Origin of the sequence: Comamonas sp. E6 (assembly GCF_001010305.1) — a bacterium.
Lineage (GTDB): Bacteria > Pseudomonadota > Gammaproteobacteria > Burkholderiales > Burkholderiaceae_C > Comamonas > Comamonas thiooxydans.
The window spans coordinates 41,662-58,517 of sequence record NZ_BBXH01000031.1 but is presented as its reverse complement, the minus strand read 5'-3'; the positions used below and the strand labels follow the sequence as shown (position 1 = coordinate 58,517).

General features: G+C 61.0%; 14 protein-coding genes. All 14 read left to right on the top strand.

Features of this window, described 5'->3' with window-relative positions; translation table 11 throughout:
• The first annotated feature begins 12 nt into the window (after positions 1-12).
• The 14 genes from CSE6_RS22950 to greA all read left to right on the top strand — a co-directional run bounded on the left by CSE6_RS22950 (position 13) and on the right by greA (position 16,780).
• Positions 13-870, top strand: coding sequence for a phosphatidate cytidylyltransferase (locus tag CSE6_RS22950; protein WP_034392693.1), 858 nt, complete (start codon positions 13-15; stop codon positions 868-870).
• On the top strand, positions 867-2,045 hold the full coding sequence (ispC, locus tag CSE6_RS22945) for a 1-deoxy-D-xylulose-5-phosphate reductoisomerase (protein ID WP_034392692.1): 1,179 nt from the start codon (positions 867-869) through the stop codon (positions 2,043-2,045). Before CSE6_RS22950 ends, ispC begins: the two co-directional genes overlap by 4 nt.
• Before the next feature lie 91 nt (positions 2,046-2,136).
• Positions 2,137-3,507, top strand: coding sequence for an RIP metalloprotease RseP (gene rseP / locus CSE6_RS22940; RefSeq protein ID WP_059441580.1), 1,371 nt, complete (start codon positions 2,137-2,139; stop codon positions 3,505-3,507).
• A gap of 43 nt (positions 3,508-3,550) precedes the next feature.
• The gene (gene bamA, locus CSE6_RS22935; protein ID WP_059441574.1) at positions 3,551-5,866 is read left to right on the top strand and encodes an outer membrane protein assembly factor BamA; all 2,316 of its coding nucleotides are present in this window, start codon (positions 3,551-3,553) and stop codon (positions 5,864-5,866) included.
• Positions 5,866-6,372, top strand: a complete 507-nt coding sequence (locus tag CSE6_RS22930; protein WP_034358744.1) for an OmpH family outer membrane protein — start codon at positions 5,866-5,868, stop codon at positions 6,370-6,372. The genes bamA and CSE6_RS22930 overlap by 1 nt, the downstream gene beginning before the upstream one ends.
• Positions 6,373-6,387: 15 nt before the next feature.
• Positions 6,388-7,389: a UDP-3-O-(3-hydroxymyristoyl)glucosamine N-acyltransferase gene (gene lpxD / locus CSE6_RS22925; RefSeq protein WP_034358742.1), complete on the top strand. Its 1,002-nt coding sequence runs from the start codon at positions 6,388-6,390 to the stop codon at positions 7,387-7,389.
• On the top strand, positions 7,389-7,829 hold the full coding sequence (fabZ, locus tag CSE6_RS22920; protein WP_003053425.1) for a 3-hydroxyacyl-ACP dehydratase FabZ: 441 nt from the start codon (positions 7,389-7,391) through the stop codon (positions 7,827-7,829). The genes lpxD and fabZ overlap by 1 nt, the downstream gene beginning before the upstream one ends.
• A gap of 15 nt (positions 7,830-7,844) precedes the next feature.
• Positions 7,845-8,633, top strand: coding sequence for an acyl-ACP--UDP-N-acetylglucosamine O-acyltransferase (lpxA, locus tag CSE6_RS22915; RefSeq protein ID WP_171832531.1), 789 nt, complete (start codon positions 7,845-7,847; stop codon positions 8,631-8,633).
• 50 nt (positions 8,634-8,683) lie between these two features.
• Positions 8,684-9,880, top strand: a complete 1,197-nt coding sequence (gene lpxB / locus CSE6_RS22910; protein WP_034358740.1) for a lipid-A-disaccharide synthase — start codon at positions 8,684-8,686, stop codon at positions 9,878-9,880.
• Complete coding sequence (rnhB, locus tag CSE6_RS22905) at positions 9,843-10,574, top strand: ribonuclease HII (RefSeq protein WP_034358738.1); 732 nt, start codon at positions 9,843-9,845, stop codon at positions 10,572-10,574. Before lpxB ends, rnhB begins: the two co-directional genes overlap by 38 nt.
• 128 nt (positions 10,575-10,702) lie before the next feature.
• Positions 10,703-11,494, top strand: a complete 792-nt coding sequence (locus CSE6_RS22900) for an RNA methyltransferase (protein ID WP_059441573.1) — start codon at positions 10,703-10,705, stop codon at positions 11,492-11,494.
• Positions 11,495-11,666: 172 nt separating this feature from the next.
• Positions 11,667-12,839 (top strand): glutamine-hydrolyzing carbamoyl-phosphate synthase small subunit, encoded by a 1,173-nt coding sequence (carA, locus tag CSE6_RS22895; RefSeq protein ID WP_012839119.1) that lies wholly within the window; start codon positions 11,667-11,669, stop codon positions 12,837-12,839.
• Positions 12,832-16,083, top strand: a complete 3,252-nt coding sequence (gene carB / locus CSE6_RS22890; protein WP_003067353.1) for a carbamoyl-phosphate synthase large subunit — start codon at positions 12,832-12,834, stop codon at positions 16,081-16,083. Before carA ends, carB begins: the two co-directional genes overlap by 8 nt.
• Before the next feature lie 220 nt (positions 16,084-16,303).
• A complete protein-coding gene (greA, locus tag CSE6_RS22885; RefSeq protein ID WP_003067350.1) occupies positions 16,304-16,780 on the top strand; it encodes a transcription elongation factor GreA in 477 nt (158 codons plus the stop codon).
• The last annotated feature ends 76 nt before the right edge of the window (positions 16,781-16,856 follow it).

Sequence of the window (16,856 nt, the reverse complement as noted above, 5' to 3'; positions counted from 1 at the left end):
ATAAGAGGTGCCATGCTCAAGCAGCGCGTCATTACCGCCTTGATTTTGCTGGCCATTTTGCTGCCGGCACTGTTTTATACGGCCAGCAGCGTGCCCTTTGCCGCACTGATGCTGTTGTTCATGGCGGCTGGTGCCTGGGAGTGGGGGCGACTCAATGGTTTTGGACAGGCAGGCTCACTGGGCCTGGGTGCTGTCTGTACGGCGCTGTGCGCCGGCTCCTGGTGGGCCGGCTGGGTGGATCAGCCTCTGCACACGGTGTGGCTGATTGCAGGTTCCCTCTGGGTGCTGGGGGGCGTTTTGCTGCTGCGCGCTGGCGTGGCGGGCTGGCCGCATATTCCGGCTGCAGTTCGTCTGGTCGGCGGCGTGCTGGCATTGTGGCTGGCCTGGCTGGCCGTGGTGCAGGCGCGCAATATCGGCATCAACTTCCTGCTGTCGGTGCTGGTGTTGGTCTGGGTGGCTGATGTCTTCGCCTATTTTGCAGGCCGCACTTTCGGCCTGAAATTCACCAGGAACAAGCTTGCTCCTTCCATCAGTCCCGGCAAGAGCTGGGAAGGTGTCTGGGGCGGCATGCTGGGGGTGATTGTGCTGGCTCTGGTCTGGAGCTGGGCAGATCGTCACTACGGCGCCGGTGTTCCCAGTTTCTATTCGGTGCTGCAGTCGCGCGGACTTTGGTTCCTGCTGCTGGCTGCGGTGTTTATGGCTGCGATGAGTGTGGTGGGCGACCTGGTCGAATCCCTCATCAAGCGCAGCGTCGGTGTCAAGGACAGCAGCGGCTTGCTGCCCGGCCATGGTGGTGTCCTGGATCGCATTGATGCCCTCCTGCCCACACTGCCGTTGGCGATGATGCTCTCATCCTTTGTGCATCCATGAAGCAGAAAATCACGGTTCTGGGTTCTACCGGTTCCATCGGAACCAATACCCTGGATGTGGTGGCGCGCCACCCTGAACAATACGAAATCTTCGCGCTGAGCGCAGCCACGCAGGTGGATCTGATGCTCAGGCAATGTGCGCAGTTCAAGCCACAGTTCGCTGTGATGGCCAGTGCGCCTCATGCTCGTCAACTGGCCGAGGCAATCAAGCAAAACGGGCTTCAGACACAGGTTCTCCAGGAGCGGGATGCTCTTGAAGTGATTGCGTCGCACCCGGATGTGGATGCCGTCATGGGGGCGATTGTCGGAGCGGCCGGTCTGGCGCCCTGTCTGGCGGCCGCCAGGGCCGGCAAGCGTCTGCTGCTGGCCAACAAGGAGGCCCTGGTGGTGGGCGGCGCGCTGTTCATGGACACGGTCAAGCGTCATGGTGCCACCTTGCTGCCCATCGACAGCGAGCACTCGGCCATCTTCCAGTGCCTGCCCGAAGACAGCAGCACCTGGGCTGATCGCGTCGACTCCTTGCTGTTGACGGCATCGGGCGGTCCGTTCCGCCAGCGCGATCCGGCGACATTGTCCGAAATCACGCCCGAGCAGGCTTGCTCGCATCCCAATTTTTCCATGGGACGCAAGATCTCGGTGGACTCGGCCACCATGATGAACAAGGCGCTGGAGGTGATCGAGGCGCGCTGGCTGTTCGATATGGCGCCCGAGAAAATCAAGGTGGTGATCCATCCCCAGCAGATCGTGCATTCCATGGTGCAGTTCAAGGATGCGTCCGTGCTCGCCCAGCTGGGAACGCCCGATATGCGTGTGCCGATTGCCTGTGGCCTGGCCTGGCCCGAGCGCATCGAGAGCGGCGCACCTGTGCTGGATTTCGCCAAGCTGGCGGCGCTGACCTTCGAGGAGGCGGATGCGCATCGCTTTCCGGGCCTGCATCTGTCCTGGCAGGCGCTGCGCGCGCCCGAGGGTACGACCACGGTGCTCAACGCAGCGAACGAAGTGGCTGTCGCTGCATTCCTGGAGCGTCGCCTGTCGTTTGACCGCATTCATGCCGTCAATCTGCAGACGCTGGAATCCGTGCAACCCGGTGTCGTTGGCAGTCTGGATGAGTTGATGGCGCTCGATGAGCGAGCGCGCGAGCGTGCGGCTGACATAGCCAGGCAGTGGGCGCGCTGATCTGGCGTCGAGTTTGGTGGCTTGAGGGCTTGCGGTTGAACTTGCGGCCTGCTACGCACTCCAAGCATTGATTGGCATTAAGGAGTTTCAGGTGTTGCTGACGGTTGTGGCTTTCATCGTGGCGCTCGGCGTTCTGATTGCGGTGCATGAGTGGGGCCACTATCGCGTTGCCGTGGCCTGTGGCGTCAAGGTGCTGCGTTACTCCGTGGGCTTTGGCAAGCCGCTGTTGCGCTGGGTCGGCAAGAAGTCGGGCACCGAATATGTGATCGCGGCGTTGCCTCTGGGCGGCTATGTGCGCATGCTTGACGAACGTGAGGGTGAGGTCAGACCCGAGGAAAAACATCTGGCCTTCAACAATCAGCCCTTGCGCTCACGTGCAGCGATTGTTGCTGCGGGACCGGTGGCTAATCTGGTGCTGGCCGTGGCGCTGCTGGCGGTGGTCAACTGGGTGGGTACCAACGAGCCGGCAGCCCGGCTTGCGGCTCCTCCGGAAGGCACGTTGCTGCATCAGGCCGGTATTCAAAGTGGCGACTGGGTGCAGCGTGCCTCTGTGGGTGGCAAGGAATGGCAGCCTGTGCGTGCCCTGGGTGATTTGCGCTGGCTGGTGACGACAGCTGCCATTGAAGGTGAAACCTTGCAGCTGGAGGTGGCGGCGCAAGAGCACGGCGTGGCGCGTGTCGTGCCACTCGATCTCGCTTCTTTGCAACAAAAGGAACCGGATGCAGCTTTCTTTGACAAGGTCGGGCTGCAGGGGGCCTGGAGTCGTCCGGTCATAGAAGAGGTTGTTGCGGGTGGCCCTGCAGAAAAGGCGGGTCTGCAAAAAGGCGATGTGCTGCTCAGCATCGATGGCCAGGCAGTTCAGGATGGCGCTCAGGCGCGTGCCGCGATTCGTGCCTCGGGTGCATCGGGTCGAGTCGAGCCGCAGGCCTGGGCGGTGGAGCGTGCGGGCCTGCGTCTGAACCTGCGAGTGCAGCCGGAAATAGTGCCTGGCAAGGATGGACAAGCTGCAACTGCACGTGTGAACGCCTTTATTGGCAGCCAGCCCGAGATGGTGCTGGTGCGCCATGGCTTTCTGGATGGCTTGAGCGCCGGTGTGCACAAGACCTGGGAGCTGTCCTCCATGACGCTGCGCATGATGGGGCGCATGCTGATCGGTCAGGCCTCGCTCAAGAATATAAGCGGTCCTTTGACGATCGCAGACTATGCAGGCAAGTCCGCCAGCATGGGGCTGGTGCAATACCTGTCGTTCCTCGCGCTGATCAGCATCAGCCTGGGCGTTCTCAACCTGCTACCATTGCCCGTTCTGGATGGTGGGCACCTGATGTATTATCTTTGGGAAGGTTTGACGGGGCGCAGTGTCTCTGATGTCTGGGCTGAAAGACTGCAGCGTGCAGGCGTCGCAGTCATATTGCTGATGATGTCAGTCGCCTTTTTCAACGATATCAACCGGCTCTGGGGCTAATTTTTACCGCTACGGTAGGCCGCATTCGCGGCGATTTCCACTCATGAAAAAACATTTCAATCGCTTGGGCGTGCGCTCTGCAACTGCCCTGGCTGCTATGGTTTTAGCTGCGCAAGCGGCATGGGCATTGGAGCCCTTCAAAGTTCAAGATATCCGCGTCGAGGGTTTGCAGCGAGTGGAGCCCGGTACGGTGTTCGCCTCCATGCCTTTGCGCGTGGGCGACGACTACAACGACGAAAAGGGCGCGGCTGCCATTCGTTCGTTGTTTGCTCTGGGTCTGTTCAAGGACGTGCGCCTCGAAGCCAATGGCAATGTGCTGGTGGTGGTTGTGGAAGAGCGCCCAACCATTGCCGAGGTGAACTTTGCCGGCACCAAGGAGTTCGACAAGGACACTCTGCTCAAGGCCATGCGTGACGTGGGCCTGGCCGATGGCCGCCCTTTCGACAAGGCACTGGCTGATCGCGCAGAGCAAGAACTCAAGCGCCAGTACATCAACCGCAGTCTGTATGGCGCTGAAGTGGTGACCACGGTGACGCCTATCGAGCGCAACCGAGTGAACCTGACCTTCACCGTCTCCGAAGGCGAGCCGGCCAAGATCAACGAAATCCACATTGTGGGCAACAAGGCCTTCAAAGAATCGACGCTCAAGGACCTGTTTGACCAGGACACTGGCAACTGGATGAGCTGGTACACCAAGTCTGACCGCTACGCTCGCAACAAGCTCAATGCCGACCTGGAGTCTCTGCGCTCCTACTATCTGCAGCGAGGCTACCTGGAGTTCCGTGTGGAGTCCACCCAGGTCGCCATCTCTCCGGACAAGCAAAGCATCGGCCTGACCGTGAATATTCACGAAGGCAATCAGTATGTGGTCTCTGGCGTGAAGCTCGAAGGCAACTACCTGGACCGTGACGACGAGTTCAAATCGCTGGTCAAGATCAAGCCAGGTGAGCCCTATAACGCCGATCAGGTTTCCGAGACCGTCAAGGCTTTTACCGACTATTACAGCAATTTCGGTTTTGCCTTCGCCAAGGTGGAGGCCGTGCCCGAAATCGATCGCGCCAACAATCGTGTGGCCATCGTGTTGCAAGCACAGCCTTCGCGTCGCGCCTACGTCCGTCGCATCAGTGTCAGCGGCAACAACAAGACCCGCGACGAAGTGATTCGTCGCGAGTTCCGTCAGTTCGAAGCCTCCTGGTATGACGGCCAGAAGATCAAGCTGTCGCGCGACCGTGTGGATCGTCTGGGCTTCTTCACCCAGGTCGACATTGAAACCCAGGAAGTGCCCGGCTCTCCCGATCAGGTCGATCTGATGATCAATGTGGTTGAGAAGCCCACAGGCTCGATCCAGCTGGGCGCAGGTTTTTCCAGCGCTGAAAAGGTCTCGCTGTCCTTCGGCATCAAGCAGGAAAACGTGTTCGGCTCGGGCAACTACCTGGGTCTGGATGTCAACACCAGCAAGTACAACCGCACCATGGTGGTGTCGACAACCAATCCGTACTTCACGGATACCGGTATCTCGCGCACCTATGACCTGTACTACCGCACCATTCGCCCCTACTATGACGATGGCGCCTACAAGATCATCACCAAGGGTGCCAGCGTGCGCTTCGGTGTGCCCTTCAGTGAAGTGGACACCATCTTCTTCGGTGCCGGTGTTGAAGGCAATGAGATCAAGCCTGGTACCTATATGCCGGCAGTCTATAACGAGTATTGCGGTGGTCTGTCTGGCCAGAACATAGGCTGCTCCAAGACCGGTATCCCTCTGACTCTGGGATGGTCTCGTGATAACCGCGACAGTGCACTGGCGCCCAATGCCGGTCGCTATCAGCGTGTGAATCTGGAAGCCTCGTTCATGAGCGATATGCGCTATGCGAAGGCCAACTACCAGATTCAGCAATATATTCCGCTGAACAAGAAGTACACGATTGCCCTGAACGGCGAGCTGGGCTGGGGCAAGGGCCTGGGCGGCAATCCCTATCCCATCTTCAAGAATTTTTACTCGGGTGGTCTGGGCTCGGTGCGTGGCTTTGAGCAGGGCTCTCTGGGGCGTCGTGACACGGTGAATACCAATCTGGCCTTGGGCGGTACGCGCAAGCTGACCTTGAATGGCGAATTCATGGTCCCGTTCCCAGGTGCCGGTAATGACAGAACACTGCGTCTGTTCGGCTTTGTGGACGTGGGTAATGTGTGGGCGGAAGGTGAAAGCATGGATCTGGGAACCTTGCGTGCTTCCACCGGTGTCGGTATTAGTTGGATTTCGCCGCTGGGTCCTCTGCGTTTGGCGTATGCTCAGCCAATCCGTAAGGAAACCGGCGATAGAATCCAGAAACTGCAATTCCAAATCGGAACATCTTTCTAATGAAATCTCTCTCTAGCCATCTTTCTTTGGCTGTGCTGCTTGGCGCCATGGCCGTCTCTGCGCATGCACAGGAATTCAAGGCCGGTTTTGTGAACACGGATCGTATCTTCCGTGAGGCATCCGCTGCCAAGGCTGCCCAAGCCAAGCTTGAGCAGGAGTTTTCTAAGCGTGAAAAGGATTTGGTCGATCAGGGCAATTCCTTGAAGAGCGCCTCGGACAAGTTCGAGCGTGAAGCTACCACTATGTCCGAGAGCCAGCGTGCTTCGCGCCAGCGTCAGCTGGTGGATCAGGATCGTGAATTCCAGCGCAAGCGCCGTGAATTTCAGGAAGATCTGAACGCACGCAAGAACGAAGAACTGGCCACCGTGCTGGATCGTGCGAACAAGGTTGTCAAGCAAGTGGCCGAGACTGAAAAGTACGACGTCATCCTGCAAGAGGCCGTGTATATCAACCCCAAGTTCGATATCACCGACAAGGTCATCAAGGCCCTGAACGGCACAAAGTAATCCCAAGGTACTTTTGTGAGCGTTCTATTGGGACAGATTCTCGATGCGCTCGGAGGAGAACTGGTGGGTGGCGAGCGCGAGATGCCTATCTCGCGCATCGCTCCACTGGACTCTGCGGGCCACGGTGATCTGAGCTTTTTAAGCAATCCCCGCTATCGCCAGCAACTGGCCGCCTCACAGGCGGCCTGTGTCATTGTGGCGCCGACGATGCGTGATGAAGCGGCGCAGCGTGGCGCCTGCATTGTCGCGGCCGATCCTTATGCCTATTTCGCGCGTGCCACCCAGTGGTGGAAGGCGCATCAGCAGGGCGGCAGGCCGCGCGGCATCCATGCGAGTGCGGTGGTGGATGCCACGGCCCAGGTGCATGAAAGTGCCTATGTGGGGCCGCAATGCGTGGTGGAGGCAGGCGCGGTCATCGGTGCCGATACGGTGCTGAAATCGCGCGTCACCATCAGCCAGGGCTGTGTGCTGGGCGAGCGCTGCATTCTGCATCCCGGTGTGGTCATCGGCGCCGACGGCTTCGGCTTCGCGCCCTCGGCGGGCCAATGGGAAAAGATAGAGCAGCTGGGGGCCGTGCGCATCGGCAACGACGTGGAAATCGGTGCCAACACCTGCGTGGATCGTGGGGCACTTGATGACACCGTCATTGAAGATGGCGTCAAGATCGATAATCTGGTGCAGATTGCCCACAATGTGCACATTGGTGCGCATACGGTGATTGCCGGCAATACCGGTATTGCCGGCAGTGCGCGCATCGGCAAGCGCTGCCAGATTGGTGGAGCAGCCAATATTCTGGGGCATTTGACGATTGCGGATGGCACGGTGATTTCGCCGACCTCCATGGTCACTCGCTCCTTGCCCAAGGCAGGTTTTTATACAGGCATCTTTCCGTTGCAAGAGAACGAGCAATGGGAAAAGAACGCTGCAACCTTCAGGCAGTTGTACACGCTCCGGGAGCGGGTCAAGAAGCTTGAACAAGCGCTGGCAGAGGGCCGGCAAAGCAACAACGGAAATTGATGATGGATATTCAAGAAATTCTCAAGCAACTGCCTCACCGCTACCCCTTTCTTCTGGTGGACCGTGTGCTGGAGCTTGAGCGCAACACGCGCATCAAGGCGATCAAGAACGTCACCTTCAACGAGCCGTTCTTCACCGGGCATTTTCCCGGTCGTCCGGTCATGCCCGGCGTGCTGATTCTTGAAGCCCTGGCCCAGGCTGCCGGCCTGCTGGCCTTCGACGCCATGGGCCAGGTGCCCGATGAAAACAATATCTACTACTTCGTGGGCATCGACTCGGCTCGCTTCAAGCGCCCCGTGGTGCCGGGAGACCAGCTGGCCCTGGAGATCACCATCGACCGCGTGCGCGGCGGCATCTGGAAGTTCAATGCCGTCGCCAGCGTGGATGGCGAAGTGGCCGCTGAAGCTCAGCTGATGTGCACCATGCGTCACGTGGGATAAGCGTTGATGGCGGCTGTGAGCTTGATTCATCCCACCGCCGTGGTGGACCCTGCGGCCCAGCTTGACACCTCGGTGTCGGTGGGGCCGTATGCCGTCATCGGCCCCAGGGTGCGCATTGGCGCCGGCAGCAAGGTGGGCGCGCATTGCGTGATCGAAGGCGACACCACCATTGGTGAAGGCAACCACATCTTCCAGTTCGCGTCGCTGGGTGCGCAGCCTCAGGACAAGAAGTACGCGGGCGAGCCCACGCGTCTGGTGATCGGCGATCGCAACACGGTGCGCGAGTTCTGTACCTTCAACACGGGCACCACGCAGGATCGCGGCGAGACGACCATCGGCAATGACAACTGGATCATGGCCTATGTGCATATCGCGCATGACTGCATCATTGGCAACCAGACCACGCTGGCCAACAACACCACGCTGGCAGGCCATGTGCATGTCGGCGACTGGGTGACGATTGGCGGCCTGACCGGTGTGCTGCAGCGCATGCGCATAGGTGCACATGCCATGGTGGGCTTTCAGGCCCATGTGAACAAGGATGTGCCGCCCTTCATGACGGTGGATGGCAATCCGCTGGCCGCTCGCAGCGTGAATCTGATCGGTCTCAAGCGTCGTGGCTTCTCGGATGCGCGCATTGCTGCCGTGCGTGAAATGCACAAGCTGCTGTACCGCCAGGGTCTGACGCTGGAGCATGCCATTGCGGCCATGGATGCGATCAAATCGGCAACGCCTGAAGCCGTGCAGGACGTGGACTTCATGCAGTCCTTTCTGGCATCGGCAAGCAACGGCATTACACGTTGATAGCGACTCGCGCTGTCCCTATCTGAGTTTGAGACGTGAATAGCTCTGAAATGACTAATAAGCAAGCGCAAGCCGCTCCAGATTCCATAGCGCCCAGCATTGCCATGGTGGCAGGCGAGGCCTCGGGCGATCTGCTGGCTTCGCTGTTGCTGGACGGTCTTCGTCAGCGCTGGCCCGATGCGAGCTCCATGGGCATAGGCGGCGACAGAATGCAGGAGCGCGGCTTTGACGCCTGGTGGCAGTCAGAGCGCCTGGCCGTGCATGGTTACAGCTGGGAAGTGCTGGCGCGCGTGGCCGAGTTGCTCGGTATTCGCAAAAAGCTGCGCCAGCGCCTGATTGCGCATCCGCCCTCGGTCTTCGTCGGTGTGGATGCCCCCGACTTCAACCTGGGGCTGGAAACCGGCTTGCGTGAAGCCGGCATCAAGACCGTGCACTTTGTCTGTCCGTCGATCTGGGCCTGGCGTGCCGATCGCGTGGAGAAAATCCGTCGCGCGGCCGACCATGTGCTGTGTATCTTCCCGTTCGAGCCCGAACTGCTGGCCCAGCATGGCATCGAAGCTACCTATGTCGGTCATCCGCTGGCGCAGGTGATTCCGTTGCACCCCGATAGAGCGGCCGCGCGTGCGCGCCTGGGCCTGGCCGAAGAGGGTCTGGTGCTGGCCTTGCTGCCCGGCAGCCGCCGCTCCGAGGTGCGCTACATTGCCTCAGGCTTTTTCAAGGCGGCGGCGCTGGTCCAGAAGGCGTTGCCTCAGACCCGGATCGTGGTGCCGGCCGTGCCTTCGCTGTACGAAGAGGTGCAGCGCATTGCTGCCGAGGCCGGCATGCAGGGCAAATGTCTCATCGTCAAGGGCCGGTCCCACGATGTGCTGGCTGCCTGCGACTGCACGCTGATTGCCAGCGGCACCGCCACGCTGGAGGCGGCGCTCTACAAGCGCCCCATGGTCATCAGCTACAGCATGCATCCCTGGAGCTGGCGCCTGATGAAGCGCAAACAGCTTCAGCCCTGGGTGGGGCTGCCCAATATTCTGTGCGGCGATTTTGTCGTGCCCGAGCTGCTGCAGGATGCGGCAACACCCGAGGCGCTGGCCCAGGCCGCACTGGGCTGGCTCAGAGCCAGCCAGGATTCTCCTGTCACCATTGAAGCGCTGGTTGAGCGCTTCACCGCGCTACATCACGAACTGCGCCGCGATACCGCCGAACTGGCTGCCCATGCGATCCAAAAAATCATTGCCACCCCCGCTGCTTGAGCAAGGCTGCCTGCCCTGGCATCCGCCCGGGCTGGTTGCCGGGGTGGATGAGGCAGGGCGCGGCCCGCTGGCCGGTCCGGTGGTGGCTGCCGCCGTCATCCTGGACGATCTGAAGCCCATTGCCGGGCTTAACGACTCCAAGAAGCTCACGGCCAACCGCCGCGAGGTGCTCTACGACGAAATCCGTGCCAAGGCGCTGTGCTTTTGCATAGCTCAGGCTTCGGTGCAGGAGATCGACGAGATCAACATCCTCAAGGCCACGCTGCTGGCCATGCGTCGTGCGGTGATGGGCCTGCGTCTCAAGCCCGTGCTGGTGCTGGTGGATGGCAACCAGTTGCCGCAGATCGATGTGCAGGCCGAGGCCATCGTCAAGGGGGACTCGCTGGTGCAGGCCATTTCTGCAGCGTCCATTTTGGCCAAGGTCACGCGCGACCGCTGGTGCGAACGCCTGGACACCCAGTATCCGCAGTATGGCTTTGCTGGCCACAAGGGCTATGGCACGGCCGCGCATCTGCAGGCCTTGCGTGCCCATGGTGCGACGGCAGAGCACAGGCGCTCCTTTGCACCCGTGGCCCAGGTGCTGCAAGCCGGCCAGGTGTGTGCAGGCGGCACGGCGCAGCCTGTGCTGTGCGAGACCGGGCTGTCGGGTGTGACGTCCAGCCTGCAGATGTCGCAGGCATCGCTCTACGTCTGATGCGCGCCTGATCGACATTGTCTGCATTCCCGAGTGCGGCGCAGGGCCGCCTCGGGGGTTCTATCTTCTTGTTTCAAGCTCGGCCAGGTGCTTGCATGCCGGGTTTTTGTTTTTTCTCAGAGGTCGACATGGCTGCACGCCCCCAGGTCACGGACATTCATTCGCGAGACAACGCTTTCGTCAAGGAGCTGCGTCGTCTGTCCCAGGACAGCACGGCCTATCGCAAACAGGGGCAGGTCTGGCTTGAAGGCGATCATCTTTGCCGTGCGGCCCTGGTGCGGGGTCTGAAGCCAAAGCTTGCCGTTTTTGCGCAGTCTTTCTGGCCTCAGGCGCCCGAAGAGTGGGTGCTGGCTGCCGGCAAGGTCGTGGTGCTGGCAGATGCCTTGTTCGACGAGATCAGCGCTCTGGAATCTCCTGCCCGCATGGGCTATGTGATGGACTGGGATGCGGGTGTGCAGGTGCAGCCGGGCGTTGCCACCGTGGTGCTGGACCGCGTCCAGGATGCCGGCAATGTGGGCAGCATCCTGCGCAGCGCGTCGGCCTTCGGCTTCACCCAGATCGTGGCGCTCAAGGGCACGGCCGCACTGTGGAGTCAGAAGGTGCTGCGTGCCGGCATGGGTGCTCACTTCGGCCTGCATCTGGTCGAGGCGGCCTCGGTCGAGGATGTGCAAGCCCTGCAAGTGCCCCTGGTAGTGACCAGCTCCCATCAGGGGACATTGATCCATGAGGCCGACCTGCCATGGCCCTGTGCCTGGGCCATGGGTCATGAAGGGCAGGGTGTGGGCGATGCGCTGATGGAGATGGCGCGGCACCGCATCAGCATTGCGCAGCCCGGAGGTGAGGAGTCACTCAATGTGGCTGCTGCGGCCGCGATCTGCCTGCATGCGAGCAGCGTAAGCATGCAACGCCGTAGAGGGTAATCCCGGGGCGCTTCAAAGGGGTGAAGCGGACAGAGCCTATAATGGGCGGCTTTCAAGCATTCCTTCATACGCCTAGCGACGCTTCCTCGCCATTCCCTGTAGACACAAATGTCCCAGCGCACACGCCGGGGCTTCGTTGGGCGTAACCGTAATTAAAAAACCGGAGAACCCAGTGCTTTTGTCTCTCAAGGGAAATTTCCCATCCGCCATTCTGGCGCTCGCAGACGGCACGGTCTTTATTGGCAACTCGATTGGTGCGCAAGGCACCACTGTTGGCGAAGTCGTTTTCAACACCTCGCTGACCGGCTACCAGGAAATCCTCACAGACCCCAGCTATTGCCAGCAGATCGTGACGCTCACGTATCCGCACATCGGCAACTACGGTGTCAATCCTGAAGACGTCGAAGCTGACAAGATCCATGCCGCAGGTCTCATCATCAAGAACCTGCCCCTGCTGGCCAGCAACTTCCGAAGCACCCAGACGCTGTCCGAGTACCTGACCGAAGGTAAGACCGTCGCCATCGCCAACATCGACACCCGCAAGCTCACGCGACTGCTGCGTGACCAAGGCGCGCAGAACGGCGCAATCGTGGGTCTGGCCGCTGGTGAAGAAGTCACCCAGGCCAGGATCGACGAGGCCATCGCCGCCGCCAAGGCCGCCCCCAGCATGAAGGGGCTGGATCTGGCCAAGGTCGTGTCCACCGACAAGTCCTACCCATGGACCGAGGCCGAGTGGACGCTGGGCGAAGGCTACGGCAAGCTCGAATCGCCCAAGTTCAAGGTTGTGGCCTATGACTTCGGCGTGAAGAAGAACATTCTGCGCATGCTGGCCGAGCGCGGCTGCGACGTGACCGTCGTGCCCGCCCAGACTCCAGCCAAGGATGTGTTGGCCCTGAACCCCGACGGCGTGTTCCTGTCCAACGGCCCTGGCGACCCCGCGCCTTGCGACTACGCCATTGCCGCTGTGCAAGAGATCATGGCAGCCAAGATGCCGGTGTTCGGTATCTGCCTGGGCCACCAGATCATGGCTCTGGCCTCCGGAGCCAAGACCTTCAAGATGCAGAACAGCCATCACGGTGCCAACCACCCCGTCAAGGACCTGGACACCGGCCACGTCAGCATCACCAGCCAGAACCACGGTTTCGCGGTGGAGCTGGAGTCGCTGCCCGCCAATGCCCGCGCCACGCACATCAGCCTGTTTGACGGCACGCTGCAAGGTCTGGAGCGCACCGATGTGCCTGCCTTCTGCTTCCAGGGTCACCCCGAAGCATCGCCCGGCCCCAACGATATCGGCTATCTGTTTGACCGCTTCACAGCGCTGATGGAGAAACACAAAAATGCCTAAGCGCAACGACCTAAAAAGCATTCTGATCATTGGCGCCGGTCCCATTGTGATCGGTCAGGCCTGCGAGTTTGACTACTCCGGCGTGCAGGCCTGCAAGGCCCTGCGTGAAGAGGGTTACAAGGTCATCCTGATCAACAGCAACCCTGCCACGATCATGACCGACCCGGCCACCGCCGACGTCACCTACATCGAGCCCATCACCTGGCAGACGGTCGAGAAGATCATCGCCAAGGAACGCCCCGATGCCATCCTGCCAACCATGGGCGGCCAGACCGCGCTGAACTGCGCGCTGGACCTGTGGAAGAACGGCGTGCTGGACAAGTACAAGGTCGAGCTGATCGGCGCCAAGCCCGAAGCCATCGACAAGGCCGAAGACCGTCTGAAGTTCAAGGACGCCATGACCAAGATCGGTCTGGGCTCCGCGCGCTCCGGCATCGCCCACTCCATGGACGAAGCCTGGGCCGTGCAAAAGCAGATGGGCTTCCCCACCGTCATCCGCCCCAGCTTCACGCTGGGCGGCACCGGCGGCGGCATTGCCTACAACCCCGAGGAATTCGAAACCATCTGCAAGCGCGGTCTGGAGGCTTCGCCCACCAACGAGCTGCTGATCGAAGAATCCCTGCTGGGCTGGAAAGAGTACGAGATGGAAGTGGTGCGCGACACCGCCGACAACTGCATCATCGTCTGCTCCATCGAAAACCTGGACCCCATGGGCGTGCACACCGGTGACTCCATCACCGTGGCGCCGGCCCAGACACTGACCGACAAGGAATACCAGATCATGCGTAATGCATCTCTGGCCGTTCTGCGCGAAATCGGTGTGGACACGGGCGGCTCCAACGTGCAGTTCTCGGTGAATCCCAAGGACGGTCGCATGATCGTCATCGAGATGAACCCCCGCGTCTCGCGTTCCTCGGCACTGGCTTCCAAGGCCACGGGCTTCCCCATCGCCAAGATCGCGGCCAAGCTGGCCGTGGGCTTCACGCTGGACGAGCTCAAGAACGAAATCACCGGTGGCAAGACCCCCGCTTCGTTCGAGCCCTCGATCGACTACGTAGTCACCAAGATCCCGCGTTTCGCCTTCGAGAAGTTCCCTGCTGCCGACAACCGCCTGACCACGCAGATGAAGTCCGTGGGCGAAGTGATGGCCATCGGCCGTACCTTCCAGGAATCCTTCCAGAAGGCCTTGCGCGGCCTGGAAGTGGGCGTGGACGGTATGAACGAAAAGACCCAGGACCGCGAAATCCTGGAAAAGGAGCTGGGCGAGCCCGGTCCCGACCGCATCTGGTATGTGGGTGACGCCTTCGCAGCCGGCTGGTCGCTGGACGAGGTGCACAACATCACCAAGATCGACAAGTGGTTCCTGGTGCAGATCGAGGAGATCGTCAAGATCGAACTCGACCTGGACAAGCTCTACGAAGCCAAGGGCGAAGGCGCTCTGGCGGCTCTGGATGCCCAGACTCTGCGCACCCTCAAGCAAAAGGGCTTTTCCGACCGCCGTCTGGCCAAGCTGCTGCACACCAGCGACAAGGCCGTGCGCGAAGCGCGCAAGGCGCTGAAGGTGCGTCCCGTGTTCAAGCGCGTGGACACCTGCGCGGCCGAGTTCGCTTCCAACACCGCATACATGTACTCCACGTATGACGAAGAGTGCGAAGCAGCTCCCACGGACAAGAAGAAGATCATGGTGCTGGGCGGTGGCCCGAACCGTATCGGCCAGGGCATCGAGTTCGACTATTGCTGCGTGCATGCCGCCATGGCCATGCGCGAAGATGGTTACGAAACCATCATGGTCAACTGCAACCCCGAGACCGTGTCCACCGACTACGACACTTCCGATCGCCTGTACTTCGAGCCTCTGACGCTGGAAGACGTGCTGGAAATCGTGGACGTGGAGCAGCCCGAAGGCGTGATCGTGCAGTACGGCGGCCAGACGCCTCTGAAGCTGGCCCTGGGCCTGGAGCGCGAAGGCGTGAAGATCATCGGCACCACGCCCGACATGATCGACGCCGCCGAGGACCGCGAGCGCTTCCAGAAGCTGCTCAACGAACTGGGTCTGCGCCAGCCTCCCAACGCCACTGCGCGTACCGAAGCCGAAGCCCTGGAAAAGGCTGCCGGCCTGGGTTACCCCCTGGTGGTGCGTCCTTCCTATGTGCTGGGCGGCCGTGCGATGGAAATCGTGCACGAGCAGCGTGACCTCGAGCGCTACATGCGCGAAGCCGTGAAGGTCTCCAACGACTCTCCCGTGCTGCTGGACCACTTCCTGTCCAACGCCATCGAGTGCGACGTGGACTGCGTGCGCGACAAGACCGGTGCCGTGTACATCGGCGGCGTGATGGAGCACATCGAGCAAGCCGGCGTTCACTCCGGTGACTCCGCCTGCTCGCTGCCCCCTTACTACCTGAAGGCCGAAACCGTCGCTGAGATCAAGCGCCAGACCGCAGCCATGGCCGAAGGCCTGCATGTGGTGGGCCTGATGAACGTGCAGTTCGCCATCAAGGAAGCGGACGGCCAGGACGTGATCTACGTGCTGGAAGTGAACCCTCGTGCCTCGCGCACCGTGCCCTTCGTCTCCAAGGCCACCGGCGTGCAACTGGCCAAGGTGGCTGCACGCTGCATGGCCGGCGACACGCTGGCCGAGCAGGGCATCACCAAGGAAGTCACACCGCCTTACTTCAGCGTCAAGGAAGCCGTGTTCCCGTTCGTGAAGTTCCCTGGTGTGGACACCATTCTCGGCCCCGAGATGAAGTCCACCGGTGAAGTCATGGGCGTGGGCAAGACCTTTGGCGAAGCCTTTGTGAAGAGCCAGATGGGTGCCGGCGTGCACCTGCCTGCCGAAGGCAAGGTCTTCCTGTCGGTGAAGAACAACGACAAGACCCGTGCCGTGGCCGTGGCCAAGGAACTGGTTGCCATGGGCTACAGCCTGTGCGCTACACGCGGTACAGCTGCAGCGATTGCTGAGGCTGGCCTGGAAGTGCAAGCGGTCAACAAGGTGACTGAAGGCCGTCCTCACATCGTGGACATGATCAAGAACGGCGAAATTGCCCTGGTCATCAACACCGTGGAAGAGCGTCGCAACGCCATCGCCGACTCGCGCCAGATCCGTACCAGCGCGCTGCTGGCACGTGTGACCACCTTCACCACCATCTTCGGCGCGGAAGCGGCCGTGGAAGGCATGAAGGCCATGCGCGGCAATCTGGACGTGCACTCGGTGCAAGAGCTGCATGCCATGCTGACCAAGGCCTGAAAAGCCTGACGCCCGAAGCAGCCCGCAAGGGCTGCCGGGTTTTTACCGCACTTGTGCCGCGGCAAACACGGCATAATCTGCGGTAATGTATTTGAACCGCCGCGCGGCAACGTGCGGCGGTTTGCTTTTGGGGCACAGGCCCCTGTTTGACGTTGTCACTCAGGACTGTGCGAGAGGTGCCGCGCTTGGCGCGGCGTTTGCTGAATTTGGAGACTCGATCATGGCCACCATCCCAATCACCAAGCGCGGAGCAGAAAAGCTCAAAGTGGAACTGCAACGCCTGAAGACTGTGGATCGTCCCGCGGTCATTCAAGCCATTGCAGAGGCCCGTGCTCAGGGTGACCTGAGCGAAAACGCCGAATATGAATCCGCGAAGGAGCAGCAGGGCTTCATCGAAGGCCGCATCCTCGAGGTCGAGGGCAAGCTTTCTGCCGCGCAGGTCATCGATCCGACCGAGCTGGATGCCGGCGGTCGCGTGGTGTTCGGCGCGACCGTGGACCTGGAAGATGAAGACAGCGGCTCGCCCGTGACCTACCAGATCGTGGGCGAGGACGAGGCCGATCTCAAGCACGGCCTGATCAATGTGTCCAGCCCCATTGCCCGTGCCCTGATCGGCAAGGAAGAGGGCGATACCGCCGTGGTGCAGGCACCGGGCGGCGAGCGTCGCTATGAAATCGTGGGCGTAAAGTACGTGTAAGCACCCCCTGAGGCGCTGCGCGCCTTCCCCCTCTCTGCTTCGCGGAGGGGGACAACATCTTCGCTGCGGGGCTGCC

What these genes read in the sequence shown, in the direction of transcription:
- ispC (WP_034392692.1), top strand. Translation starts at nt 867, where the DNA reads ATGAAGCAGAAAATCACGGTTCTGGGTTCTACCGGTTCCATCGGAACC.
- CSE6_RS22930 (WP_034358744.1), top strand. Translation starts at nt 5,866, where the DNA reads ATGAAATCTCTCTCTAGCCATCTTTCTTTGGCTGTGCTGCTTGGCGCC.
- CSE6_RS22900 (WP_059441573.1), top strand. Translation starts at nt 10,703, where the DNA reads ATGGCTGCACGCCCCCAGGTCACGGACATTCATTCGCGAGACAACGCT.
- rnhB (WP_034358738.1), top strand. Translation starts at nt 9,843, where the DNA reads ATGCGATCCAAAAAATCATTGCCACCCCCGCTGCTTGAGCAAGGCTGC.
- lpxB (WP_034358740.1), top strand. Translation starts at nt 8,684, where the DNA reads ATGACTAATAAGCAAGCGCAAGCCGCTCCAGATTCCATAGCGCCCAGC.
- CSE6_RS22950 (WP_034392693.1), top strand. Translation starts at nt 13, where the DNA reads ATGCTCAAGCAGCGCGTCATTACCGCCTTGATTTTGCTGGCCATTTTG.
- carB (WP_003067353.1), top strand. Translation starts at nt 12,832, where the DNA reads ATGCCTAAGCGCAACGACCTAAAAAGCATTCTGATCATTGGCGCCGGT.
- greA (WP_003067350.1), top strand. Translation starts at nt 16,304, where the DNA reads ATGGCCACCATCCCAATCACCAAGCGCGGAGCAGAAAAGCTCAAAGTG.
- bamA (WP_059441574.1), top strand. Translation starts at nt 3,551, where the DNA reads ATGAAAAAACATTTCAATCGCTTGGGCGTGCGCTCTGCAACTGCCCTG.
- fabZ (WP_003053425.1), top strand. Translation starts at nt 7,389, where the DNA reads ATGATGGATATTCAAGAAATTCTCAAGCAACTGCCTCACCGCTACCCC.